We start from the raw sequence: 23698 nt of genomic DNA on the forward strand, positions 1-23698 counted from the left end.
GGCGAGGGACACGAATGCACGCTTATCCGATTCTCAGTACCGCGATCTGGCTGCCGATCATTGTCGGCCTCCTGGTTCTCGCCATCGGTTCAGACCGCAACCCCGGTCCCGCGCGCTGGCTCGCGCTGATCGGCTCGCTGCTGAGCTTCCTCGTCACGATTCCGCTGATCACGCAGTTCGACGCGAGCACCGCGCAGCTGCAGTTCGTCGAACAGGCGAAGTGGATCGAGCGCTTCAACATCACGTATCACCTCGGTGTCGACGGCATCTCGATGTGGTTCGTCGTGTTGACCGCGCTGATCACCGTGATCGTCGTGATCGCCGCGTGGGAAGTCATCACCAAGAACGTCGCGCAGTACCTCGCCGCGTTCCTGATCCTGTCCGGGATCATGGTCGGCGTGTTCAGCTCGGCCGACGGGATGCTGTTCTACGTATTCTTCGAAGCGACGCTGATCCCGATGTACATCATCATCGGCGTGTGGGGGGGAGCGAACCGCGTGTACGCGGCGTTCAAGTTCTTCCTGTACACGCTGATGGGCTCGCTGCTGATGCTGGTCGCGCTGCTGTACCTGTACACGCAGACCGGCACGTTCGATCTCGCCACGTGGCACGCCGCGAAGCTGTCGATGACGCCGCAGGTGCTGATCTTCATCGCGTTCTTCCTTGCGTTCGCCGTCAAGGTGCCGATGTGGCCGGTCCACACGTGGCTGCCCGATGCGCACGTGGAAGCGCCGACCGGCGGCTCGGTCGTGCTGGCCGCGATCATGCTGAAGCTCGGCGCGTACGGTTTCCTGCGCTTCTCGCTGCCGATCGCACCGGACGCAAGCCACTTCCTCGCGCCGGTCGTGATCACGCTGTCGCTGATCGCGGTGATCTACATCGGCCTCGTCGCGCTCGTGCAGGCGGACATGAAGAAGCTGGTCGCGTATTCGTCGATTGCGCACATGGGCTTCGTCACGCTCGGCTTCTTCATCTTCAACCAGCTTGGCGTCGAAGGCGCGATCGTGCAGATGATCTCGCACGGCTTCGTGTCGGGCGCGATGTTCCTGTGTATCGGCGTGCTGTACGACCGCATGCACTCGCGCCAGATCGCCGACTACGGCGGCGTCGTCAACACGATGCCGAAGTTCGCGGCGTTCGTAATGCTGTTTGCAATGGCGAACTGCGGCTTGCCGGGCACCTCCGGTTTCGTCGGCGAATTCATGGTGATCCTCGCCGCCGTCCAGTTCAATTTCTGGGTCGCGTTCGGTGCGGCGTTCACGCTGATCCTGGGCGCGGCGTACACGCTGTGGATGTACAAGCGCGTGTACTTCGGCGCGGTCGCGAACGACCACGTGAAGAGCCTGCTCGACATCAACCGTCGCGAGTTCTTCATGCTGGCGGTGCTCGCCGTGCTGACGCTGTTCATGGGCCTGTATCCGAAGCCCTTCACCGATGTGATGCACGTATCCGTGGAAAACCTCCTCTCCCACGTCGCGCAGTCAAAACTGCCGTTGCCACAGTAATGCAGAGCGGAGGAATTTAAAGATCATGCAAAACGCCCCTATGAGTGCTCTGCTGCCCGACGCGCTGGTGATGCTCGCGATCATCGTCGCGTGGCTCAACGATACGTTCGTCGGCGCGTCCGGCCGCCGGACCACGTACTACATCGCGCTGATCGGTACGGTCGTCGCCGGTGTCTGGTTTGCGGCGAACTCGTTCGATCCGAACCAGTATTACTTCTTCTCGAAGATGGTGGTGGTCGATTCGTTCGCCAACGTGATGAAGGCGGTGGTGTCGCTCGGCTATGCGGTGTCGATCGTCTACTCGCGCAAGTACCTGGAAGATCGCGACCTGTTCCGCGGCGACTTCTTCCTGCTCGGCATGTTCTCGCTGTTCGGGCAGCTCGTGATGATCTCGGGCAACAACTTCCTCACGCTGTATCTCGGCCTCGAACTGATGTCGCTGTCGCTGTACGCGGTGATCGCGCTGCGCCGCGATGCCACGCAGTCGAATGAAGCGGCGATGAAGTACTACGTGCTCGGCGCGCTCGCTTCGGGCTTCCTGCTGTACGGCATCTCGATGCTGTACGGCGCGACCGGCTCGCTCGAACTCGGTGAAGTGTGGAAGGCGATCGCATCGGGCCGCATCAACGATGTCGTGCTGCTGTTCGGCGTGATCTTCATCGTCGCGGGTATCGCGTTCAAGATGGGCGCCGTGCCGTTCCACATGTGGGTGCCGGACGTCTACCAGGGCGCACCGACCGCGATGACGCTGCTGACCGGCGGCGGTCCGAAGGTCGCCGCATTCGCGTGGGGGCTGCGTTTCCTCGTGATGGGTCTGCTGCCGCTCGCGGTCGACTGGCAGGAGATGCTCGTCATCCTCGCCGCGCTGTCGATGATCGTCGGCAACATTACCGGTATCGTCCAGCGCAACATCAAGCGGATGCTCGCGTACTCCGCGATCGCGAACATGGGCTTCGTGCTGCTCGGCCTGCTCTCGGGCGTCGTCGACGGCAAGGCCGGCGGCGCGGCGAACGCGTACGGCTCGGCGATGTTCTACAGCATCGTCTACCTGATCACGACGCTCGGCTCGTTCGGCGTGGTGATGCTGCTCGCGCGGCGCGACTTCGAAGCCGAAACCATCGACGACTTCAAGGGTCTCAATCAGCGCAGCCCGGTGTTCGCGTTCGTGATGATGGCGATGATGTTCTCGCTCGCCGGCATTCCGCCGACAGTCGGCTTCTACGCGAAGCTCGCGGTGCTCGAAGCGACGATGAACGCCGGCCTCACCTGGCTCGCGGTACTCGCGGTGATCACGTCGCTGTTCGGCGCGTTCTACTACCTGCGCATCGTGAAGGTGATGTACTTCGATGCGCCGCAGGATACGGAATCGATCACGGCGGATACCGGCAAGCGCGCGCTGCTGACGCTGAACGGCGTCGCCGTGCTGGTGCTCGGCATCGTGCCCGGCCCGCTGATGACGATCTGCCTGCAGGCCATCAGCCACTCGCTGCGTAACTGATCGATGTCCGCAGCGGGCTGGTTTATCGTACTGTTGGCGCTGGTCGGCGCCAACCTGCCGTTCCTGAATCAACGCCTCTTCGCCGTCGTGCCGGTTGGCGCGACGAAGAAGAACGCGTGGATCCGGATCGCGGAGCTGATCGTGCTGTATCTGGCGGTCGGCGCACTGGGCTTCATGCTCGAGTCGCGCGCGGGCAACCGCTTCGAGCAGGGCTGGCAATTCTATGCGGTCACGTTCAGCCTGTTCGTCGTGTTCGCGTTTCCCGGTTTCACCTACCAGTATCTGGTCAAACGCCGCTGACGGCTCGTGCCGTCGCGGTTGACGTCGCACCAGGCGTCGCCAGATCCTACGAGGTCACATATGGCTCACGCTCCGGCAACCCCTTCGGCTGACGTCACGGCCAATCCCCCCGATCACGGCGATGCGCTGATCGAAAAGCGCGTCTCGGGCGAGACGCTCCATCAAGGCAAGTTCCTGACGCTAAAGTGCGATACGGTCGAGCTGCCCGATGGCAAGCACGCGACGCGCGAATACGTGCAGCACCCGGGCGCGGTGATGGTGATTCCGCTGTTCGACGACGGCCGCGTGCTGCTCGAAAGCCAGTATCGCTATCCGATCGGCAAGGTGATGGTCGAGTATCCGGCCGGCAAGCTCGATCCGAACGAAGGTGCGCTGGCCTGCGCGAAACGCGAGCTGCATGAGGAGACGGGCTACACCGCGAGCGAATACATTTTCCTCGCGCGCATCCACCCGATCATCTCGTACTCGACCGAGTTCATCGAGATCTACCTCGCGCGTGGACTCACCGCGGGCGAACGCAAGCTCGACGACGGCGAGTTTCTCGAACTGTTCACCGCGACGGTCCCGCAGATGTCCGAATGGGTCCGCACCGGCAAGGTCACCGACGTGAAGACCATCATCGGGACGTTCTGGCTGGAGAAGGTGCTGTCGGGCGAATGGCAGACACCGGCGCCGGTGGGCGGCAACTGATTCCGGTCGGCTGTCGGCGTTTCGCGCGCCGAAGAGATTCAAGCGAAAACGGCAGCCATGAAACGGCTGCCGTTTTTGTTTTTAACCCATCGTCGCCGCAGGCATCGAACGCTGACCGACATGCGTCGGCGGACTTTTTTCTCACGCGCTAAAATCCGGCAACCCGCCGCGGCATGGACGAGGATCGAGCGTGGCAGAATCGCGATCCTCGCCATGCCGTGATTTTTACGAACGACCGTTCACAAAAAGCTGTTTTGCGCTAAACTGGCACGCAAGCCCCGATTCCACATGAAGGTCCTCGATTTACAGTGCCCGCACGGCCATCGGTTCGAAGGCTGGTTCGCTTCCGCCGATGACTTCGAATCGCAGTTGTCCCGCAAGCTCGTCGAATGTCCGATCTGCGGTGCGACCGAAGTGAGCCGTTTGCCGTCGGCGCCCCGGCTGAATCTGTCGGGCGCAACCGGTGACGCGCAGCACGCGTCACAGGCGCGTGCGATGCTGGCGTTGCGCGAGGTACTGGAAAAAACCGAGAACGTGGGCGACCGCTTCGCCGAGGAAGCGCGGCGCATCCATTATCAGGAAGCGCCCGCACGCAGCATTCGCGGTGTCACGACACCCGAAGATGCGAAAGCCCTGGTCGAAGAAGGCATCGAAGTCATGCCGCTGCCCATTCCGGCCGCGCTGAAGGAGCCGCTACAGTAGCGAACGGCTCGTTCACGGCGGGAGCAGGCGCGGTCAGGAGACACTGCGCATGGATCTCGATTACTCCCCCACCGACGACGCATTCCGCGCCGACGTCCGCGCCTGGCTCGAGGCAAACCTGCCTCACGAGGTACGCGCGAAAGTCCTCAATCACAAACGTCTGAGCCGCGACGACTTCGCGCGCTGGCACGCGCGGCTCGGTACGCGCGGCTGGTCCGCGCCTGCGTGGCCCACCGAATTCGGCGGGCCGGGCTGGAACCCGACGCAACGCCATATCTGGGACGAGGAGTGCGCCCGCATCGGTGCGCCGATCGTGCTGCCGTTCGGGGTATCGATGGTCGCGCCCGTGCTGATGAAGTACGGCAGCGAAGCGCAGCAGCGCCGCTATCTGCCGCGCATTCTCGATGGCTCGGACTGGTGGTGCCAGGGCTACTCGGAGCCCGGCTCGGGTTCGGATCTCGCGTCGCTGCGCACACGTGCGGAGCGCGTCGGCGATCACTACGTCGTCAACGGACAGAAGACCTGGACCACGCTCGGCCAGCACGCGGACATGATGTTCTGTCTGGTCCGCACGGACAGTGGCGCGAAGAAGCAGGAGGGCATCTCGTTCCTGCTGATCGACATGAAGACGCCGGGCATCACGGTGCGCCCGATCATCACGCTCGACGAGGATCACGAGGTCAACGAGGTCTTTCTCGAAGACGTGAAAGTGCCGGTCGAGAATCTCGTCGGCGACGAAAATCGCGGCTGGACCTACGCGAAATATCTGCTTGGCCATGAGCGCACCGGTATCGCGCGGGTCGGCCAGTCGAAGCGCGAGCTCGCGTTTCTCAAGCGCGTTGCGCTCGATCAGCAGAAGAACGGCAAGCCGCTGCTGCACGATCCGGTGTTCGGCGCGAAGGTCGCGAAGCTCGAGATCGAACTGATGGCGCTCGAGGTGACGGTGCAGCGCGTCGTCGCGAACGAGACCGGCGGCCGTGGCCCCGGACCCGAGGCGTCGATGCTGAAGATCAAGGGCACCGAGGTCCAGCAGGGGCTGACCGAGCTGATGTTCGAAGCGGTCGGGCCGCTCGCGGCGCCGTTCGACGTGCCGTTCCTCGAAGGCGAGCACGCGCACAGCGCGGCCGGCGACGACGATGCGGCACCGCTCGCCGCGTACTACTTCAACTTCCGCAAGACGTCGATCTACGGCGGCTCGAACGAAATTCAGAAGAACATCATCGCGCAGATGATTCTGGGCATTTGAGGAGCGGCGCATGAACTTCACTTTCACCGACGAACAGCAGCAATTCGCCGATGCACTGCGTCGCTATCTCGACAAGAGCTACGGCTTCGACGCGCGGCAGGCCATCGTGGGTTCGGACAGCGGCGTATCGGACACGCACTGGCAGGGATTCGCCGAACTCGGGCTCACCGCGTTGCCGGTGCCGGAAGCGCAGGGCGGTTTCGACGGCGGTGCGGTCGACATGCTGGTCGCGATGCAGGAGCTTGGCCGCGCGCTCGTCGTCGAGCCTTACTGGGCGACGGCGGTCGGTATCGAGGCATTGCGGCTCGCGGGCACGGGTGACGGCGACGACGCCGTGCTGCTCGAGCGCGCGGCGCAGGGCGAACTGAAACTCGCGGTCGCGTTTCACGAACCGCATGCGCGTTACGACCTGTTTGCCGTGCAGACGGAAGCGACCCGCGACGGCGATCGCTTCGTGCTCACCGGTACGAAATCGGTCGTGCAGCACGGCGCGCAGGCCGGCAGCTGGATCGTGCCCGCGCGGCTCGACGGCGAGATCGCATTGTTTGTCGTGACGCGCGACGCGGCCGGCGTGCAGGTCACCGACTACCGGACCATCGACGGCCAGCGCGCCGCGACGCTGACGTTCGCAAACACGCCGGCGCGGCGTCTCGCCGGTCGTCATGCGGGCGCCGCGGCGCTCGAGCACATAGCAGACTATGGCACGCTGCTGCTATGCGCGGAGGCAGTCGGCGCGCTTGACGCTCTGAATCACGCCACAGTCGAATACACGAAGACGCGCCAGCAGTTCGGCGTGCCGATCGCGCGCTTCCAGGCGCTACAGCACCGGATGGTCGAGATGCTGATCCACGCGGAGCAGGCGCGCTCGATCACCTATCTCGCCGCGGTCCGCTACGCGAGCCCCGATGCCGACGAACGGCGGCGCGCGATTTCGGCTGCGAAGGCCCGCGTCGGCGAAGCGGCCCGCTTCGTCGGTCAGCAGGCGGTGCAGCTGCACGGCGGCATGGGCGTGACGAACGAAGTCGCGGCGGCGCATCTGTTCAAGCGGTTGTCGATCATCGAAACGACGCTCGGCGACGTCGATCATCATCTCGCGCGTTTTGCGTCGCTGCCGGCTTTTGCCGTGGCCGATATGGAAGCGTGAAAGAAACACGAAAGCACGGCCATCGGCCAACGAGGACACCATGACAGCACAGAGAATCGGTTACGAAGATATGGAAGTGGGCACGACGTACGAGGTCGGTTTGCACACATTCACGCGCGACGAGGTCGTGCGCTTCGCGAGCGAGTTCGATCCGCAGCCGTTCCACATCGACGACGCGGCAGCGGCCGCTTCGCCGTTCGGCGGTTTGATCGCGAGCGGGTGGCACACGTGCTCGGTGATGATGGGGCTGCTCGTGCGCGGCGCGCTCGCGAATTCGACGTCGATGGGGTCGCCCGGCATCGACGAGATCCGCTGGCTGAAGCCGGTGCGCGTCGGCGACACGATCACGATGAAGAATTCGATTCTCGACAAGCGCTTGTCGGAAAGCCGGCCGGACCGCGGCATCGTGTCGACGCAGTGGGAGGGGATCAACCAGAACGGCGAGACGGTGATCACCGTCCGGTCGAAGGGGATCTTCGGCTTGCGCAATCCGCAGGCGGCCGCATGACGGGTGGGGCTGCCACACACGTGACACGCGTGACGCTTGCCGCTGCCGGCGCCGTGCATGCGTTGGCAGGCGGCGAGCCGCTGGTAAGCGATTGGGTCGAGATCGATCAGCCGCGTGTCGACCGCTTTGCGGATGCGACCGATGACCATCAATGGATTCACGTCGATCCGGAACGTGCGCGTCGCGAGTCGCCGTTCGGCGGTCCGATCGCGCACGGCTTCCTGACGCTGTCGCTGATTCCCGCGCTGCTCGACGGCACCGTGACGCTGCAGCAGCGGATGGGCGTCAACTACGGATTGAACCGCGTGCGCTTCACCGCGCCAGTGCCGGTCGGCGCGCGGGTGCGCGCGCGCTTCGCGGTGCAGCGTGTCACCAACGTCGACGACGACGGCGTACAGGTGGAGTGGAATGTGACGCTCGAACGGGAAGGCAGCGAGCGTCCGGTGTGCGTGGCCGAGTTCATCACGCGGCATTACTTCTGACTCAGGCCGATCGTGAGTTTCGGCCGGCGCGTCTAGTGCTTCGCGTACTGCGTCGCGCCGAACAGCATTTCCTTCGCCTTGTCGTCCATCAACGGCTTGCGCACCGACGCGAGGACCTCCACGCCGCGCACCACCGCCGGACGCGCGGCGATTTCCTCGTGCCAGCGCTTCACGTTCGGAAAATCGTCGAGTTCGATGCCCTGATTTTTCCATGAGCGCATCCACGGGAATGACGCAATGTCCGCGATCGTGTACGCGTTACCGGCGAGATACGCATGCTTGCCGAGCTGCCGGTCCATCACACCGTACAGGCGCCGCGTTTCATTCGTATAGCGGTTGATCGCGTATTCAATCGGTTCGGGCGCGTAGATGCGAAAGTGGTGTGTCTGACCGAGCATCGGACCGATGCCGCCCATCTGGAACATCAGCCACTGCAGCGTCGCATAGCGTTCGGCGGGATCGGTCGGCAGGAAGCGGCCGGTCTTCTCGGCGAGATAGATCAGGATCGCACCCGACTCGAACAGCGAGAACGGCCGCCCATCGGCGCCTCGCGGGCCGTCCGGATCGACGATCGCGGGGATCTTGTTATTCGGACTGACAGCGAGGAATTCGGGCTTGAACTGGTCGCCGGCGCCGATATCGATCGGGTGAGCGGTGTACTCGAGGCCCGTTTCCTCGAGCATGATGTGGACCTTGTGGCCGTTGGGCGTGGCCCAGCTGTAGACGTCGATCATCGTGGCTCCTTCGTTCCGTGCGTGCTTCGGTGGAAGAGGCCGCACCGCCCGCGCGGCGCGCGAACGGCATGGCCGAGGCAGGCGGAAATTAGAGCATAGTTCGATCGGCGGTGCAGCGCGCCGCGCAGCGCCCTTATGCCTACGCGCGCGCCGGCAGATGCCGCGCGAGTTCCAGCTTCGCGATCGCGTTGCGATGGACTTCGTCGGGACCGTCGGCGAAGCGCAGCGTCCGTGCAAGCGCGTACGCATACGCGAGCGGGAAGTCTTCGGACAGGCCCGCGGCGCCATGCGCCTGGATTGCCCAGTCGATCACCTGACACGCCATGTTCGGCGCGATGACCTTGATCATCGCGATCTCGCCGCGCGCGCCCTTGTTGCCGACGGTGTCCATCATGTAGGCCGTTTTCAGCGTGAGCAGCCGCGCCTGTTCGATCATGCAGCGCGCCTCCGCGATGCGTTCCTGCGTGACGCCCTGTTCCGCGATCGGTTTGCCGAACGCAACACGCGCCAGCGTGCGCTTCGCCATCAGTTCGAGCGCGCGCTCGGCGAGACCGATGAGCCGCATGCAGTGGTGGATGCGGCCCGGTCCGAGCCGGCCCTGCGCGATCTCGAAGCCGCGGCCTTCGCCGAGCAGCAGGTTCGATGCGGGCACGCGCACGTTATCGAGCGTGATCTCCATGTGCCCATGCGGTGCGTCGTCGTAGCCGTACAGCGTGAGCGGACGGTGCACGGTGATGCCGGCCGCATCGGCGGGGACGAGGATCATCGACTGCTGCGCATGGCGCGGCGCGTCCGGATCGGTCTTGCCCATCACGATGTACACCTTGCAGCGCGGATCGCCCGCACCCGACGACCACCACTTGCGCCCGTTGATCACGTAATGATCACCGTCGCGCGTAATGCGCGTCTGGATGTTGGTCGCATCCGACGATGCGACCTCCGGCTCGGTCATCAGGAACGCCGAGCGGATCTGCCCCTGCAGCAGCGGTTCGAGCCATTCGCGTTTATTGGCGTCGCTGCCGTAGCGTTCGATCGTCTCCATGTTGCCGGTGTCGGGCGCATTGCAGTTGAACACTTCCGGTGACCACGGCACCCGGCCCATGATCTCGCACAGCGGCGCGTATTCGAGATTCGTCAGCCCGGCGCCGCGCTCGGAGTCGGGCAGGAAGAGGTTCCACAGACCGGCATCGCGTGCGGTCTGCTTCAGCGTTTCGATCAGTTCCGTTGCTTGCCACGGGTTGCCGTTCTGCCGGTTGCGCGCGATTTCGCCGGCGAAGACCGGCTCGTTCGGATAGATGTGTTCGTCGAAGAATGCGAGCAGTTTTTCGCGCAGCGCTTCGACCTTCGGGGTGTAATCGAAATTCATGAGTGGCCTCGAAAAAAACAGACAGCGAACGATGACGGTGACTCGATCCCGCACTTGTGTGTGCTTACCTTACCGCACCTTCTGCGCGTACTGCCACGCAAGCTCTGCCATCGGGCGCGCGCGGCGGCCGGCGTCGAGCGCCTGCGCGCTTGCGGCCGTGCCGTCGACGACACGCTTCATGATCCCCTGCAGGATCGCCGCGATGCGGAACATGTTGTACGCGAGGTAGAAATTCCAGTCGCCGCGGATCTCGAACCCGGTCCGCGCGCAGTAGCGCTGCAAGTAGTGCGCTTCGTCCGGGATGCCGAGCGCGGCCCAGTCGAGCCCCGCGATGCCGCGGAACTGCGAGGGATCGACGTGCCACGTCATGCAGTGATAGGAAAAATCGGCGAGCGGATCGCCGAGCGTCGACAGTTCCCAGTCGAGTACCGCGAGCACGCGCGGTTCGTCGGGATGAAAGATCAGGTTGTCGAGCCGGTAGTCGCCGTGCACGACCGATACGCGTTCGCCGGTTTTGTCACCCTGGTCGGGCATGTGTTGAGGCAGCCAGTCGATCAGCCGCTGCATCGCGTCGATCGGCTCGGTCTCGGACGCCAGGTACTGGCGACTCCAGCGGCCGATCTGCCGCGCGAAGTAGTTGCCCGGCTTGCCGTAGTCGGCGAGCCCGATGGCCGCGACGTCGACCGAATGCAGCGCGGCGATCACGCGGTTCATCTCGTCGAAGATCGCGCCGCGTTCGGCCGTGCTCGCGCCGGGCAGCGACGGGTCCCACAGCACGCGTCCCTGGACAAACTCCATCACGTAGAACGCACGGCCGATCACACTTTCGTCCTCACACAGCGCGAGCATCTTCGCGACCGGCACGTCGGTTCCGGCGAGCGCGTCCATCACGCGGTATTCGCGTTCGACCGCATGCGCGGACGGCAGCAGCTTCGCCGCGGGACCAGGCTTCGCGCGCATCACATACGCGCGTTGCGGCGTGACGAGCTTGAAGGTCGGGTTCGACTGACCGCCGGCGAACTGCTCGATTTCGAGCGGCCCTGCGAATCCGTCGACGTGCTTATCGAGCCAGGCAGTCAGCGCGTCGACGTCGAAGCGCTGGCGCCCGGACACGGGACGTGTGCCCTCGAACGCCGAATAATCCGCGGGGTTGGTCATACTGTCTTTGGGGTCGGCTTGTAGCGTCATTGTCTCCTCCCGTTCCGGTTAGCGACGCCGGTATTGAATGAACTGTGCGTAGAGCATTTCCATCGTCGTGTTGCGGACGTCGCGATGCAGCGGCGATGGCGGTGCGTAATTGATCGTGCGCAACACCCAGTCGCGCGGTTCGGTGCCGACGTCGAGTGCGTTGATGCAGCCGGTGGCCTGCGCGAGATGGCCGAAGAACGTGCGGCCGCCTGCGGTCAATGCATGCGACAGGATCGCGCGGTTCACGCCGCCGTGCAGCACGAGCAGCACGGTGTCCCACGACGTGTCGTCGCGCAGCGCCGCGAGTGCCGGCAGCGCACGGTCGAACAGATCGCCGATCGTTTCGCCGCCGAGAAAGCGCGTGCGCTCGTCGACGATGCCGTCGAACACGGAGAGAAATGCCGCTTCGAGATCGGCGGCCGGAATCTCGCCGAGCTTGCCGCCGCGGATCTCGCGCCACGCGGGCTCGATCTCGGGTTCGATCGTCTGGCCGGTTTCGGCGAGTACACGTTGCGCGGTCTCGACGGTGCGCGGCAGGCCGCTGACGATCACCCGGTCGAAGCGGATGCCTGCTTCGGCGAATGCGCGGCCCGCGGCGGTGGCCTGCGCGCGGCCGTTGTCGTTCAGCGGTACGGTGTCGGGATCGATCGCGCGGCCGGACGCATCGAAGTACGTGACGTCGCCGTGCCGCATCAGGAAGATGCGGCGCCGCGCGGGCAACTGGAACGTCGAGGCGGGCGCGCTCATCGATACACCGGCGGACGTTTTTCGAGGAATGCCGTGATGCCTTCGAGCGCGTCGCCGTGATGCAGCGACTCGACGAAGCTGTCGCGTTCGGCGACGAGATGATCGGCGAGCGGCTGTGCGCCGGCCGCACCGACGAGCCCCTTGATGCGCGCGATTGCATTCGGCGAGATGCGGCCGAGTTCGTCGGCCCACGCGATCGCCGTATCGAGCGCCGTGTGCAGCTTTGCGACGCGGTTCACGACGCCGAGTTCATGGAGACGCGTGGCACCGATCGGCTTGCCTTCGATCAGCACTTCGGTTGCGAGCTGACGCGGCAGCGCGCGTGCGAGAAACCATGAGCCGCCGCCGTCGGGGGTGAGGCCGACGCGCGCGTAGGACATGACGAACTTCGCGTCGTCGGCGGCGACGATCAGGTCGCACGCGAGCGCGAGCGAAAAGCCCGCGCCGGCCGCCGCGCCTTCGACGGCCGCGATCACCGGTTTCGACGATGCGCGCAGCGCAGTGATCCACTCGCCGAGCAGATCGATGCTCTGCGCCTGCACCGACGGATCTTTCGCGCGGTTCTCGAGCAGCCGGTTCAGGTTGCCGCCCGCGCAGAAGAAGTGATCGGCGCCGGCGATGACGATTGCGCGGGTCGACGGGTCGCGTTCGGCTGAGTCGATCGCCTCGATGCCTGCGGCGTACATGTCCGGATGCAGCGCGTTGCGCGCGCCGGGATTCGACAGCGTGAGTACGAGCGTCGACGCATGGTCGTCGCTGCCGGCGAGCGTCGGGCGGCTGGTCAGCAGTTCGGCGCTCATTGCTGCGAGCCTTGAGTGGATGCATCGGCGGCATCGCCCTGGGTCAGCGACAGGCCAAGCTGCGCACGTCGCGCGAGCCACGGCGACGGTCGGTAGCGCGGATCGCCGAGCACCCTGGACAGGTTGCGCAGGATCGTCAGGATCGTGCTCGCGCCGAGCGCGTCGCCGAGTGCGAGCGGACCGCGCGGATAGCCGAGGCCGAGTGTCACCGCGAGATCGATGTCCTGCGGCGATGCGATCTGCCGCTGCGCGATATCGCAGCCGATGTTGACGATCGTCGCGACGACCCGCTGCGCGACGAAGCCGGTCGAATCGTGGATCACAGTGACGGGCACGCCGTCGGCGGCGAACAGCGCATGCGCGGCGTCGCGCACGTCGCGTGTGGTCGCGGGCGTCGTCATCAGCGTGCGACGCTTGGCGCCGACGAGCGGGAACAGCGCATCGATCGCGACGACGCGGCGCGCGTCGAGGTTTTCGTCGACGGCGGCGGTGGTCGCGTCGAGCCCGAACGGTGTGACGACGATCAGCGAATCGGCAGCGGGCGCGTCGCCTTCGTCGAGCGGCACGCCGGCTTTCGCGACGAGCTGCAACACCGCGTCGCGCGCGCACGCCTGCTGCCGGCTCACCCACACGCGTGCGGGCAGCGCGGTCGGCGCGGGCGCTTCGGGCGGCACCTGCTGCTTGCCGTCGACGTAGCGGTAGAAACCTTCGCCCACCTTGCGGCCGAGCAACCCGCCCGCGAGCCGCGTGCCGGTGATCGGCGAGGGCGTGAAGCGCGGCTCCTCGTAGAACTGGTGATAGATCGACTCCATCACCGGATGTGACACGTCGAGCGCGGTCAGGTCGAGCAGTTCGAACGGCCCGAGACGGAAGCCGGCCTGCTCGCGCATGATGCGGTCGATATCGGCGAAGCTCGCGACGCCTTCGCCGGCGATGCGCAGCCCCTCGGTGTTCATCCCGCGTCCCGCGTGATTGACGATGAAGCCGGGCATGTCCTTCGCGCGGACCGGCGTGTGACCCATCCGGCGCGCGAGTCCCATCAGCGCGTCGCCGACGGCCGGGTCGCCGCGCAGACCGTCGATCACCTCGACGACCTTCATCAGCGGCACCGGATTGAAGAAGTGATAGCCCACTACCCGCGACGGATCGGTGCACGCGGCGGCGATCGCCGTGATCGACAGCGAGGACGTGTTCGACGCGAGCACGCAGCGGTCGCCGACGACTGCCTCCAGCTCGCGGAACAGCGTGCGCTTCACGTCGAGGTTTTCGACGATCGCCTCGATCACGAGGTCGCAGCCGGCCAGTTCGCCGACGGTCTGTGCGCCGGTCACGCACGCGAGCGCGGCGAGCGCGCGCGCATGTTCGAGCTTGCCCTTTTCGGTGAGCTTCGCGAAAGTCTCGGCGAGATAGTCGCGCGCGGCGCCGATCGCGGCGGGGTTCGTGTCGTACAGGCGCACGTTCAGGCCGGCGAGCGCGGCGATCTGCGCGATGCCGCGGCCCATCGCGCCGGTGCCGACGATGCCGATGGTCTCGATGCTGTAGGGGCGAGAGGTCATTGCGTTACTGGGCTCCATGATTGTTTTAGACTAGCACGGTCGTGCATTTTTTTGCGATTATTCAAACCGAACAAAGCAGAAGCACCGCCGGCGTTGTGCCGAGCGGTACCGGAAACCTGTCGAAGGAGGCATCCCATCATGATCAAGCTGTGTGGCTACGCGCTGTCGAACTACTACAACAAGGTGAAGTTCGCGCTGCTCGAATACGGCATTCCGTTCGAGGAAGTCTTCGTGGAGCCCGCGCAGGACGAAACAGTGCTCGCGCATTCGCCGCTCGGCAAGGTGCCGTACATCCAGACCGACGACGGCGACCTGTGCGAATCGCAGGCGATCCTCGAATACCTCGCGGCGCGCTATCCGGACAAGGCAATCTTTTCGCGCGATCCGTGGGAAGCCGCGAAGGAGCGCGAGCTGATCACGTTCATCGACCTGCATCTCGAACTCGTCGCGCGCGATCTGTACAAGGAAGCGTTTTTCGGCGGCAAGATCAGCGACGGGACGCGGGCGCTCATCGAGAAGCGGCTCACGCGTCATGTGGCCGGCTTCAAACGCCTCGCGCTGTTCGGGCCGTTTCTGCGCGGCGAGCGCTTCAGTGTCGCGGATGTCGCGGGCTACCTGAACCTGCCGCTCGTCGGGATGGCGACGCAGGCGATCTACGGGCGGGACTTCCTGCTCGACGCGGGGATCGACTGGAAGTCGTACGTGAAGGCGATCAACGGACGTCCCGCGGCACAGCGCGTGACGGGGGACCGGAAGGCCTATATCGCGTCGACGCAGGCAGGGTAAGCGGAGTGACTGCCTGGCGGCATCGCCGCCAGATGGAGCGCGGGACGGCGAACGGTACAGGTGAGTTCGCATCGTCGCGCGCTCCATTGCATCAGAGCCGCTCGAGCCGCTCGAGCGCGGTCGCAAGCGTGCTTTCTTTCTTCGCGAAGCAGAAGCGCACGATGCCCGACTCGTGCGGCGCGTGATAAAACGCCGACACTGGAATCGCGGCGACGCCGATCTCCGTCGTGAGCCATTGCGCGAACTCGGCCTCCGGCAGATCGCTGATCGCGGAGTAATCGACGCACTGGAAGTACGTGCCGGTGCACGGCAGCAGCTTGAAGCGCGTACCGGCGAGACCCGCGCGGAAATAGTCGCGCTTCTGCTGGTAGAACGCGGGCAGGTTCACATACGGCGCCGGATCGCGCAGATAGTCGGCGAGGCCGATCTGCATCGGCGTGTTGACCGTGAACACGTTGAACTGATGGACCTTGCGGAATTCGGCGGTCAGCGCGGCGGGTGCCGCGACGTAGCCGACCTTCCAGCCCGTCACGTGATACGTCTTGCCGAAACTCGACACGACGAAGCTGCGCTGCGCGAGTTCCGGATAGCGCGCGACGCTTTCATGCGGCGCGCCGTCGTAGACCATGTGCTCGTAGACCTCGTCGGAGAGGATCAGCACATTCGTGCCGCGCACGATCGCTTCGAGCTGGCGCATGTCATTGGCGCGCCAGACGGTACCCGTCGGATTGTGCGGCGTGTTGATCAGCAGCAGCCGCGTTTTCGGCGTGATTGCAGCGGCGAGACGGTCGAACGGAATCCGGTAGTCGGGCGCATCGAGTGTGACGAAGACGGGCTTGCCACCCGCGAGTTCGATCGACGGCAGATAGCTGTCGTAGGTCGGTTCGACGACGATCACTTCGTCGCCCGGATGCACGCAGCAGAGAATCGCGGTGAGGAGCGCCTGCGTCGCGCCCGCGGTTACGGTGATTTCGCTCGCGGGGTCGTAGCGGCGGCCGTACAGGTTCGCGATCTTGTCCGCGATCGCTTCGCGCAGCGGCGCGACGCCGGCCATCGGCGGGTACTGGTTGTGGCCGCCTTGCATCGCGCGGGTCACGGCGTCGACGATGCGCGGATCGCAGTCGAAATCCGGGAAGCCCTGACCGAGATTAACCGCGCCTTTTTCGGCAGCGAGCGCGCTCATCACGGTGAAGATCGTCGTGCCGACATCCGGCAGACGGGATGGAAACAACGGAGTGGTCGGTGTGTCGTGGGGTGCGTTCATGGCGCTGGTCCGGAGCGTGGATCGATCGCGATAAAGGTTCGATTGTAGGGAAACCGGCGGCGGCGTGTTCGTCAGGCGGGCGCGGGTTCGTCTGAAGGTTCGAGCGCACACGCCGCGATAAACGCCGCGGGCTGCGCGATCCGGAACCCGAAGTCGCGTGCAATACGGCGCGCGAGCTTCAGCACTGCCCGGTCTTTCGATACGAGCCAGTCGGCACCGGCCGCGTGCGCGAGTTCGAGAAACTTCTGGTCGTCGCGGTCCTTGCACTTCGGCAGCGGCGGTGAATCTTCAGGCGGTGCTGCCGGTTCGACCCGTTGAGCGAGCCGTGCGAGCGTTGCCAGTGCCGCTTCCCTGTCGACGGCGCGGCGCACGAACTGCGGGTAGTCGAGCACGTAGGCGAGTTCCGCGTGGCAGCGCTCATCGATCAGCGCCGTGAGCGCCCCGCGTTCGAGCGCATCGCGGATCGGCCGCGTGAACGGATCGTCGAACACGAGGATGTCGATCCACACGTTGGAGTCGATGACGACGCGAGGCGCGCCGCGGGAGGCATGAGAACCGGGCATTCGTTACAATCTGGCTTTCGTCTATGACCGCCAGGCACGGCGTGCCTGCAAGCCTCTATGATAATCGTTCTGTCGCCGGCGAAATCGCTGGACTACGAAACGCCGCCGCACGTCAGGAAACATACGCTCCCCGATTTCATCGAAGATGCCGCCGAACTGATCGGCGGATTGCGTCGCCTGTCGCCGCAGCAGATTGGCGCGCTGATGGATATTTCCGATCCGCTCGCGCGCCTCAATTTCCAGCGCTATGCGGACTGGTCACCGGAGTTCGGCACCCACAACGCGAAGCAGGCGGTGCTCGCGTTCAACGGCGATGTGTACGAAGGGTTCGACGCGCGCTCGCTGTCGGCCGCCGATCTCGACTACGCGCAGAAGCACGTGCGCGTGCTGTCGGGGCTGTACGGGCTGCTGCGTCCGCTCGATCTGCTGCAGCCGTACCGGCTCGAAATGGGGACGCGCTTCGCGAACGGCCGCGGCAAGGATCTGTACGCGTTCTGGGGCGAGCGCATCACGCATGCGCTGAACACGCAGCTGAAGAAGAACACGCGTGCGGCGCGGGTGCTGGTCAACTGCGCATCGACCGAGTACTTCAGATCGGTGAAGCCGAAGCTGCTCGATGCGCCGGTTGTCACACCGGTGTTCGAGGACTGGAAGGGCGGACGCTACAAGATCATCAGTTTTCACGCGAAACGCGCGCGCGGGTTGATGGCGCGCTACGCGGTCGAACGTCGGCTCGAGGCGCCCGAACAGCTGAAGGGTTTCGACGCAGAGGGTTATGCGTTCGATGCCGACGCGTCGAACGATTCGACGTACGTGTTTCGCCGCCGCATCGCGTTGTGAGCGACGACGACCCTAAAGACCGATTGGATAGAAGCAGGAAGACATCATGACGCTTTCCATTACCAGCAATTTCGACGCGGGCGCCATCGAAGTGGTGTCGTGTGCGCAACCCGCCGACATCCGTTTGCGCGTGCGGCGCGACAGTCACGCGGATTTCGCGCAGTGGTTCTATTTCCGGCTGTCGGGCGGGCGCGGTGAGCGCTGCGTGATGACGTTCGAGAACGCGGCCGACTGCGCATTCGCCGCAGGCTGGCAGGACTATCACGCGATGGCGAGCTACGACCGGGTGAACTGGTTCCGCGTGCCGACCTCGTACGACGGCCGCGTGATGATCATCGATCACACGCCGGATTTCGACAGCATCTACTACGCGTACTTCGAGCCCTACAGCGAGGAGCGCCACGCTGAATTTCTCGGTGCGGTCCAGCAGATGCCGCACGCGACGTTGACCGAACTCGGCCGGACGGTCGAAGGCCGTCCGATGTCGCTGCTGACGCTTGGTGCACCGGGCGCAGCGGACGAGCCGGACGACGAAGCGTCGAAGCCGAAGAAGAAAGTGTGGGTCATCGCGCGCCAGCATCCGGGCGAGACGATGGCGGAGTGGTTCGTCGAGGGGCTCGTCAAGCGGCTCGCGGGATGGGGCGACTGGGCGGGCGATCCGGTGGCGCGCAAGCTGTACGATCACGCGACGTTCTACATCGTCCCGAACATGAATCCAGACGGCAGCGTACGCGGCAATCTGCGCACCAACGCGGCCGGCGCGAACCTGAATCGCGAATGGCTCGAGCCGGATGCGGCGCGCAGCCCTGAGGTGCTCGTGGTGCGCGACGCGATCCATGCGGTTGGCTGCGACCTGTTCTTCGATATCCACGGCGACGAGGCGTTGCCGTATGTGTTCGTCGCGGGCTCGGAGATGCTACCGGGCTTCACCGAGCGTCAGGGCGCCGAGCAGAACGCGTTCGTCGAGGCGTTCAGGCACGCGAGCCCGGACTTTCAGGACAAGTACGGCTACGAAGCCGGCAAGTATCGGCAGGACGCACTGAAGCTCGCGTCGAAGTACATCGGCAATGAGTTCGGGTGTCTGTCGCTGACGCTCGAAATGCCGTTCAAGGACAACGCGAATTTGCCCGACGAACGCGTGGGCTGGAACTGCGAACGTAGCGCGGCGCTCGGCGCGGCGATGTTGCAGGCGATCTTGCGACACGTCGAAACGTTCGTGTGATGCTGCAGCGGGCGCGTTGAGCGGGCGGGCGAAAACGGGGAGCGCGCGGTATGTGCGCTCCCCGTTTTTTCGTGTGATGCGAGGCTGGTGGGCGATGCACGGCATGAGGCCGCGCTGTTATTTTGCGCTACGATTCCGCGTCGAACTGCCCGCGCGCGTTAGTTCGCTTTTTGGGTCTTCGCGGTTTTCCTGGCTCCCGTGTGCGGTGCCGCTTTCGTGCCCGATCGCGAAGCCGATTTGCCGGCGGTGGCGCTCTTCGACGTCTTGCCCGTCGATTTCTTCACGCCGTGCTTGCCATGCAGTGCCTTCTTCTTGCCCGACGATGGACCGGGGCTGGCGCGCGCACGCGCGGGCGGGACCGGATCGTTCCAGCTGAACGCGAGCATCTGGGTGCCGACGTAGCCGCAACGGAACTTCAGATCCATCGGGTCGCCGTTACCGTTCTGCGGAATGCCGAGACCTTCGACGGTGACGACGCTGTCCACCTTGACGCGCTGCTTGCCGTCGTCGAACGAATCGTTCCACGGCGTCACCGACGCGTGCGAGCTGTCGAACGAGCTGGGTGGGAAATCGACGTGATCAAATGCCGACGACGTGCTCGCGACGAAGTTGGCATGGGCGGCGCAGTCGGCGACGAGCGGGTCCGCATGCATGTCGTTGATGAAGCGGGTGACAAGTGCGTTGTGTTCTTCGAGCTGATCGGCAAAGGCGGGGGTCGCGCAGGCGAGCGAGATGCCTGCGGCGCACGCTGCCAGCCTGCCGACCCAGCGCAGAAATTGGCGCGGAGTGTTGGTGCGATCCATCTAGTTAGAGTGTCGTGACGTCAGGCACGTAAGATGCCCGGCTGCCGAAAGGAGTTCAATCCGCACGCAATTATTTTGCTGCGCGACGAACGAGGTTTGCCGCTGTGCGGCATGCGGGATGCATTGTAGAGGATCGGCGTATCCGGCGTCGCTTCAAGTACGCGGACCGCCCAGGCGATAGCGGCGCACGTCGTACGTCGTGACCCACGCGGGGCGATAGACGGCAATCAACGTAGTGGACATGCCGGTGAACCAGGCTTCGGCGGTGGCCAGCAGGAAAGCGCTGAACACATAGCCGACCGGAATCACGGCCGATGAGCCGTCGGCGAGCGCGACATGCAATGCGAGCGCGAGTGCTGACGTGGAGGTGACGGCGATGGCCGGTGAAACGAAACCCTGGCCAAAGATGAACACGAAGAGATTGCGTGGCAACCACGCGGCGCTCGCCCGTTGTAGCAAGGCCGAGATACCGACAGGCAGTGCGCCGAATACGAGGAAGGTGAGTGCGATGCCTTCCCATGGCGCATCGAAAATAACGGCGGCAAGACCGGTGACGACGGCCATCGCGATCAACGCGAGCGCCCAGTCGAACAGCGTGACGACGAGCGTTGCGCCGAGCAGATGCAGCACCGTGCCGTCGTCGAGCCATGCGTTGCTGGCCCATAACACCGAAATTGCAACGATGATCGCCAGCCATACGTGCTGCAGCGTGCCGTCTTGCAGGCGTTTGAAAGGGTTTCTCCACAGCGCGAGCGCGAGCAGCCCCGCAGCGGCAATCCAGCCACCGACAGCGACCCAAAACGGAAGCGGCGTATAGAGGAAACCCATAAATCCCATATTACTCGTTGGGGGCGGAAACGTGTGAGCGGAATCCGTGCCAGCCATGCGACGCACGACCGGCACGGAGGGAGGGCGAGACTCAGGGCGAGCCGCACGCTCCCGGATCGCCGAACGGGACGATGGGCTCGGCCGCCATCGGCAGCGGGTCTTCGTTGTCGTCGTCGGACCACGGGTACAGAAACGTCGGCCGTGCTACGCCGCGCAGCGGGATCGGACCGGCTTCGCCGAGGGCGGGTCGTGGTGTCTGCTGGAGCTGGTTGCGCAGCACCTCGAGCTGGGCCGCCAGCCAGCCGTTATAGATCGCGACGGCCGCTGCGCGGTTGGGTGCGCCGAGCTGCTGGAAAATGCTCGCTAGATGGATCTTGACTGTGCCCTCACTGATGCCGAGCGTGCGGGCGATCATCTTGTTCGTGCTGCCCATGTGCACGCAGCGCATGATCTGTTGCTGACGCGGCGACAGTCGATTGATGAAGCGCGGCCTGCGAGGCACCGTCGGCATGTCGTCCGGCTGGCGAGGTGTCGTGTCGACCGGCGGGGTAGAGAGTGCGAATGCGCCGGGCGGCACGTAGTGAGCCCCCAGCAACACGATTTCGAATGCGTGGACGATGAGGCGCGGATCGGTTGCGCGAGGGACCACCCCGAGCACGCCTTCGTCGAACAGTGCACGCGCACTTGCCGGCGACGCGTGATCGGTCAGTATCGCGACCGGCTGTCCGGGATGGGCGACGAGCAGTTCGCGGATGTCGGCGAGCCGCATCCAGTCCTGCCAGTCGATAACGAATAGATCGAACCGGTGCCGCTGTAACGCGTGGTCTGCCTGACGCCAGTCCTGCGCTTCAACGAAGCGCGCTTGCCGGTCGATTTGTCGCAAGAGCGCCTTGAGTCCGTCGCGGCGTTCCGCGTCGGAATTGAGAACCGAAAATCGCATGCATTGCCTCCATAGATCGCTCGAAGCGGCTCATGGCATGCAGATCCGGTGGTGTCCGACTGCAGTGCGGTGTGCCGTCGAACCAATGATGACAAATTCCTTGCAACGCGACCCCCTATCCAGACGGTATAGGCTGAATCTGATTGCGAAAAAAATACCCCGCGAGCAGAGGCCGTTCGCAGGGTTTGGTGAATCCTTGTGACCAGATTAAGCGCGTTCGGCGCTTGGTCGATCAGTGAAAATGCGGTTGTGCTGGCTCGGCGTCTTCGGGCATTTCCGCGTGAACGATCTCGCCGAGCGGATCCGCGTAGAGGGGCACGCCACAGTCGTCGCAATATTCGGGTTCGAAGCGACCGGCGTGACGTCGGATATCGGTGATCCCCGTTTCTTTAAGCAGCGAAACGATTTCTTCGATCGGGCCGTCGGCGGGGGCTGCATCCTGCGGTTCCTCGTCGATGCCGGTTTCACCGTTTTCGCGTCCGTACAGCGGCCAGACGACGCCATAGATCACGTCATTGCTGCCGCGGCGTGTGAAGCCCACGCGATATTCGTCGATCCTGCGTTCGCCGAAGCCGGCGACGACCGCCCGCAGTTCTTGCGGTGCTGCGCTAATCGTGTCGAACAGATAACGTACTGCCGTGCGAACCGTGTGCGGGCGCACGCGCTCGTCGGCGTCGCGGCACGCGGAGTAATACGCGTCCGGCAACAGGCATTCGAATTCGCATCCGGGCAATACCAGCGAAAGATTTGCGCCGCCTTGGGTCGCCCACTGTTCGAGGCATTGGCCGCGTTCGATCCGCGTGCCATTCTCTTCTTCCTGCCAGCGAAATACGGGAGCACCGACCGGCGCGGCCACGATTGCGAGCAGGAAGCGCGGGTCGGCGAGAATCGGCGATGTTTCCGGCAGGTCGCCGAAATTGATCCTGGCGGGTGCACCGCCAAGCGCTGTCTGCGACAGTTGCTGCGCGATGCGCCAGGTTTCGACGTGATGGCGCGGCAACTGGTCGATGCTGTAGAGGAACGGGACCATCGCGACGCGCGTGTCGGCGGCGAGAACGTGTGCCTGCAGATGGGCGCGCAGCGCATCGGCTGCGTCGCTCTTCAACGGGCCGGAGGGAATCGCGTATCGGGTCCACGCGAGTACCGGCGCGGCGATCAGCAGGGCTTCATACGGCGCGCCGTCGTGCTCGACGATGAACGATTCGCTGTGGGTTTCCGCCATGTCGGCGAGGGCGCCGTACGCATCCGGGTGATTCTGTTGCAGGTGATCGAGCGCCGCGTCCAGGGTTGTCTGATTGCCGTTGCGTACGATCTTCGCTAGCAGCGTATCGAGCTTCGCTTCCCAGAAGCGGTCCTCGGTGCGGCTACCCGAAGCAAACAGGGCAAGCGACAGTCCAACCAGCTTGTCGGCATCGGGGGGGAGGCGTTTGGCGATTCGGGAGCGCATAAATCCGGGAGTAAGGTGCAAAGAACCACACATTCTAGTCGGTTCTGGGCAGCGGCATCATCTGCTCGTGATCCCGGGGATTGATGCGCGGTGGCCAGACGCGTGATGCAGATAGGATTGCTCCGTTTTGTTATGTCCGCCGACGCCGTGAGTGGCGATGGCGTCACGAAAATAAAATCTTCCAATAACGCTTGCCAGGGCGAGATGAGGTGACTAGAATTGCGGACTTTCGCGCTTCGGGAAACGGGGTGCGGGAAGACGGGAGAGCCAGCAATGGCGGGGATTTCCGGGCGGGCGGCGAGCGGGGGAGAAGTGATAAACCTGTTGACGCTCGAGAGGAAAGTCTCCATAATCTCGTTTCTCTGCTGCAGGGCGGCAGACGGTGAGCGGGGCGGCGGTGGGAGTGCTGCGCGGTGAGCCGGAACTGATCTTTAAAAACTAACAGCCGATAAGTGTGGGCGCTTGATGGCGGCGCGCTGCGGGAACGCGAGTTTCCGCGGAGGCGAAGGTATCAAGAGTCTCACACGGTAAGGATGGAT

The 23698-nt window shown here is 64.5% G+C and carries 24 protein-coding genes; 12 read left to right on the forward strand and 12 right to left on the reverse strand.

Annotated features, from left to right (window positions below; genetic code table 11):
* The first annotated feature begins 14 nt into the window (after positions 1–14).
* The 9 genes from ACREXZ_RS08765 to ACREXZ_RS08805 all read left to right on the forward strand — a co-directional run bounded on the left by ACREXZ_RS08765 (position 15) and on the right by ACREXZ_RS08805 (position 8075).
* Entirely contained in the window at positions 15–1505 is a 1491-nt protein-coding gene (locus tag ACREXZ_RS08765) for an NADH-quinone oxidoreductase subunit M (protein ID WP_431763651.1), read from the forward strand.
* 25 nt (positions 1506–1530) lie between these two features.
* Positions 1531–3003 (forward strand): NADH-quinone oxidoreductase subunit NuoN, encoded by a 1473-nt coding sequence (gene nuoN / locus ACREXZ_RS08770; protein WP_431763652.1) that lies wholly within the window; start codon positions 1531–1533, stop codon positions 3001–3003.
* A gap of 3 nt (positions 3004–3006) precedes the next feature.
* Positions 3007–3303 (forward strand): DUF2818 family protein, encoded by a 297-nt coding sequence (locus ACREXZ_RS08775; protein ID WP_431763653.1) that lies wholly within the window; start codon positions 3007–3009, stop codon positions 3301–3303.
* 60 nt (positions 3304–3363) lie between these two features.
* Positions 3364–3993: an NUDIX domain-containing protein gene (locus tag ACREXZ_RS08780; protein WP_431763654.1), complete on the forward strand. Its 630-nt coding sequence runs from the start codon at positions 3364–3366 to the stop codon at positions 3991–3993.
* Between the two features lie 288 nt (positions 3994–4281).
* Positions 4282–4695 carry a DUF1178 family protein gene (locus tag ACREXZ_RS08785; protein ID WP_431763655.1) on the forward strand — a complete coding sequence of 138 codons (414 nt, stop codon included), beginning with the start codon at positions 4282–4284 and terminating at the stop codon, positions 4693–4695.
* Positions 4696–4744: 49 nt separating this feature from the next.
* Positions 4745–5941, forward strand: a complete 1197-nt coding sequence (locus ACREXZ_RS08790) for an acyl-CoA dehydrogenase family protein (protein WP_431763656.1) — start codon at positions 4745–4747, stop codon at positions 5939–5941.
* A 10-nt stretch (positions 5942–5951) separates the two neighbouring features.
* On the forward strand, positions 5952–7085 hold the full coding sequence (locus tag ACREXZ_RS08795) for an acyl-CoA dehydrogenase family protein (RefSeq protein ID WP_431763657.1): 1134 nt from the start codon (positions 5952–5954) through the stop codon (positions 7083–7085).
* A 40-nt stretch (positions 7086–7125) separates the two neighbouring features.
* Positions 7126–7593, forward strand: coding sequence for a MaoC family dehydratase (locus tag ACREXZ_RS08800; protein ID WP_431763658.1), 468 nt, complete (start codon positions 7126–7128; stop codon positions 7591–7593).
* Positions 7590–8075, forward strand: a complete 486-nt coding sequence (locus tag ACREXZ_RS08805; RefSeq protein WP_431763659.1) for a MaoC family dehydratase — start codon at positions 7590–7592, stop codon at positions 8073–8075. Before ACREXZ_RS08800 ends, ACREXZ_RS08805 begins: the two co-directional genes overlap by 4 nt.
* Before the next feature lie 32 nt (positions 8076–8107).
* On the opposite strand, the gene ACREXZ_RS08810 is transcribed toward ACREXZ_RS08805, so the two are convergent.
* The 6 genes from ACREXZ_RS08810 to ACREXZ_RS08835 form a co-directional block, all read right to left on the reverse strand.
* On the reverse strand, positions 8108–8809 hold the full coding sequence (locus ACREXZ_RS08810; RefSeq protein ID WP_431763660.1) for a glutathione binding-like protein: 702 nt from the start codon (positions 8807–8809) through the stop codon (positions 8108–8110).
* A 139-nt stretch (positions 8810–8948) separates the two neighbouring features.
* Positions 8949–10175 (reverse strand): acyl-CoA dehydrogenase family protein, encoded by a 1227-nt coding sequence (locus ACREXZ_RS08815; protein WP_431763661.1) that lies wholly within the window; start codon positions 10173–10175, stop codon positions 8949–8951.
* 69 nt (positions 10176–10244) lie between these two features.
* Positions 10245–11363: a phosphotransferase gene (locus ACREXZ_RS08820; protein ID WP_431763662.1), complete on the reverse strand. Its 1119-nt coding sequence runs from the start codon at positions 11361–11363 to the stop codon at positions 10245–10247.
* 18 nt (positions 11364–11381) lie between these two features.
* Positions 11382–12110 carry a histidine phosphatase family protein gene (locus ACREXZ_RS08825; protein ID WP_431763663.1) on the reverse strand — a complete coding sequence of 243 codons (729 nt, stop codon included), beginning with the start codon at positions 12108–12110 and terminating at the stop codon, positions 11382–11384.
* A complete protein-coding gene (locus ACREXZ_RS08830; protein WP_431763664.1) occupies positions 12107–12910 on the reverse strand; it encodes an oxepin-CoA hydrolase, alternative type in 804 nt (267 codons plus the stop codon). The genes ACREXZ_RS08825 and ACREXZ_RS08830 overlap by 4 nt, the downstream gene beginning before the upstream one ends.
* Positions 12907–14466, reverse strand: coding sequence for a 3-hydroxyacyl-CoA dehydrogenase (locus ACREXZ_RS08835; protein WP_431763665.1), 1560 nt, complete (start codon positions 14464–14466; stop codon positions 12907–12909). The genes ACREXZ_RS08830 and ACREXZ_RS08835 overlap by 4 nt, the downstream gene beginning before the upstream one ends.
* A 138-nt stretch (positions 14467–14604) precedes the next feature.
* Here ACREXZ_RS08835 and ACREXZ_RS08840 point away from each other — a divergent pair, with 138 nt between their 5' ends.
* Entirely contained in the window at positions 14605–15252 is a 648-nt protein-coding gene (locus ACREXZ_RS08840; protein ID WP_431763666.1) for a glutathione S-transferase family protein, read from the forward strand.
* Between the two features lie 91 nt (positions 15253–15343).
* Here ACREXZ_RS08840 and ACREXZ_RS08845 read toward each other — a convergent pair whose 3' ends face one another.
* Both ACREXZ_RS08845 and ACREXZ_RS08850 read right to left on the reverse strand, forming a co-directional pair.
* Positions 15344–16516, reverse strand: a complete 1173-nt coding sequence (locus tag ACREXZ_RS08845; protein WP_431763667.1) for a pyridoxal phosphate-dependent aminotransferase — start codon at positions 16514–16516, stop codon at positions 15344–15346.
* A 71-nt stretch (positions 16517–16587) separates the two neighbouring features.
* Positions 16588–17079 (reverse strand): putative toxin-antitoxin system toxin component, PIN family, encoded by a 492-nt coding sequence (locus ACREXZ_RS08850; protein WP_431763668.1) that lies wholly within the window; start codon positions 17077–17079, stop codon positions 16588–16590.
* Between the two features lie 57 nt (positions 17080–17136).
* Here ACREXZ_RS08850 and yaaA point away from each other — a divergent pair, with 57 nt between their 5' ends.
* On the forward strand, positions 17137–17919 hold the full coding sequence (gene yaaA, locus ACREXZ_RS08855) for a peroxide stress protein YaaA (RefSeq protein WP_431763669.1): 783 nt from the start codon (positions 17137–17139) through the stop codon (positions 17917–17919).
* A 46-nt stretch (positions 17920–17965) separates the two neighbouring features.
* The gene (locus tag ACREXZ_RS08860; protein ID WP_431763670.1) at positions 17966–19141 is read left to right on the forward strand and encodes a M14 family metallopeptidase; all 1176 of its coding nucleotides are present in this window, start codon (positions 17966–17968) and stop codon (positions 19139–19141) included.
* Positions 19142–19299: 158 nt separating this feature from the next.
* On the opposite strand, the gene ACREXZ_RS08865 is transcribed toward ACREXZ_RS08860, so the two are convergent.
* The 4 genes from ACREXZ_RS08865 to ACREXZ_RS08880 all read right to left on the reverse strand — a co-directional run bounded on the left by ACREXZ_RS08865 (position 19300) and on the right by ACREXZ_RS08880 (position 23159).
* A complete protein-coding gene (locus ACREXZ_RS08865; RefSeq protein ID WP_431763671.1) occupies positions 19300–19944 on the reverse strand; it encodes a BspC domain-containing protein in 645 nt (214 codons plus the stop codon).
* A 153-nt stretch (positions 19945–20097) separates the two neighbouring features.
* A complete protein-coding gene (locus ACREXZ_RS08870) occupies positions 20098–20772 on the reverse strand; it encodes an energy-coupling factor ABC transporter permease (protein WP_431763672.1) in 675 nt (224 codons plus the stop codon).
* A gap of 91 nt (positions 20773–20863) precedes the next feature.
* Positions 20864–21712, reverse strand: coding sequence for a LuxR C-terminal-related transcriptional regulator (locus ACREXZ_RS08875; protein ID WP_431763673.1), 849 nt, complete (start codon positions 21710–21712; stop codon positions 20864–20866).
* A 232-nt stretch (positions 21713–21944) separates the two neighbouring features.
* Entirely contained in the window at positions 21945–23159 is a 1215-nt protein-coding gene (locus ACREXZ_RS08880) for a DUF2863 family protein (RefSeq protein ID WP_431763674.1), read from the reverse strand.
* Between the last annotated feature and the right edge of the window lie 539 nt (positions 23160–23698).

This window comes from Paraburkholderia sp. (genome assembly GCF_050742655.1).
Taxonomy (GTDB): Bacteria; Pseudomonadota; Gammaproteobacteria; order Burkholderiales; family Burkholderiaceae; genus Paraburkholderia.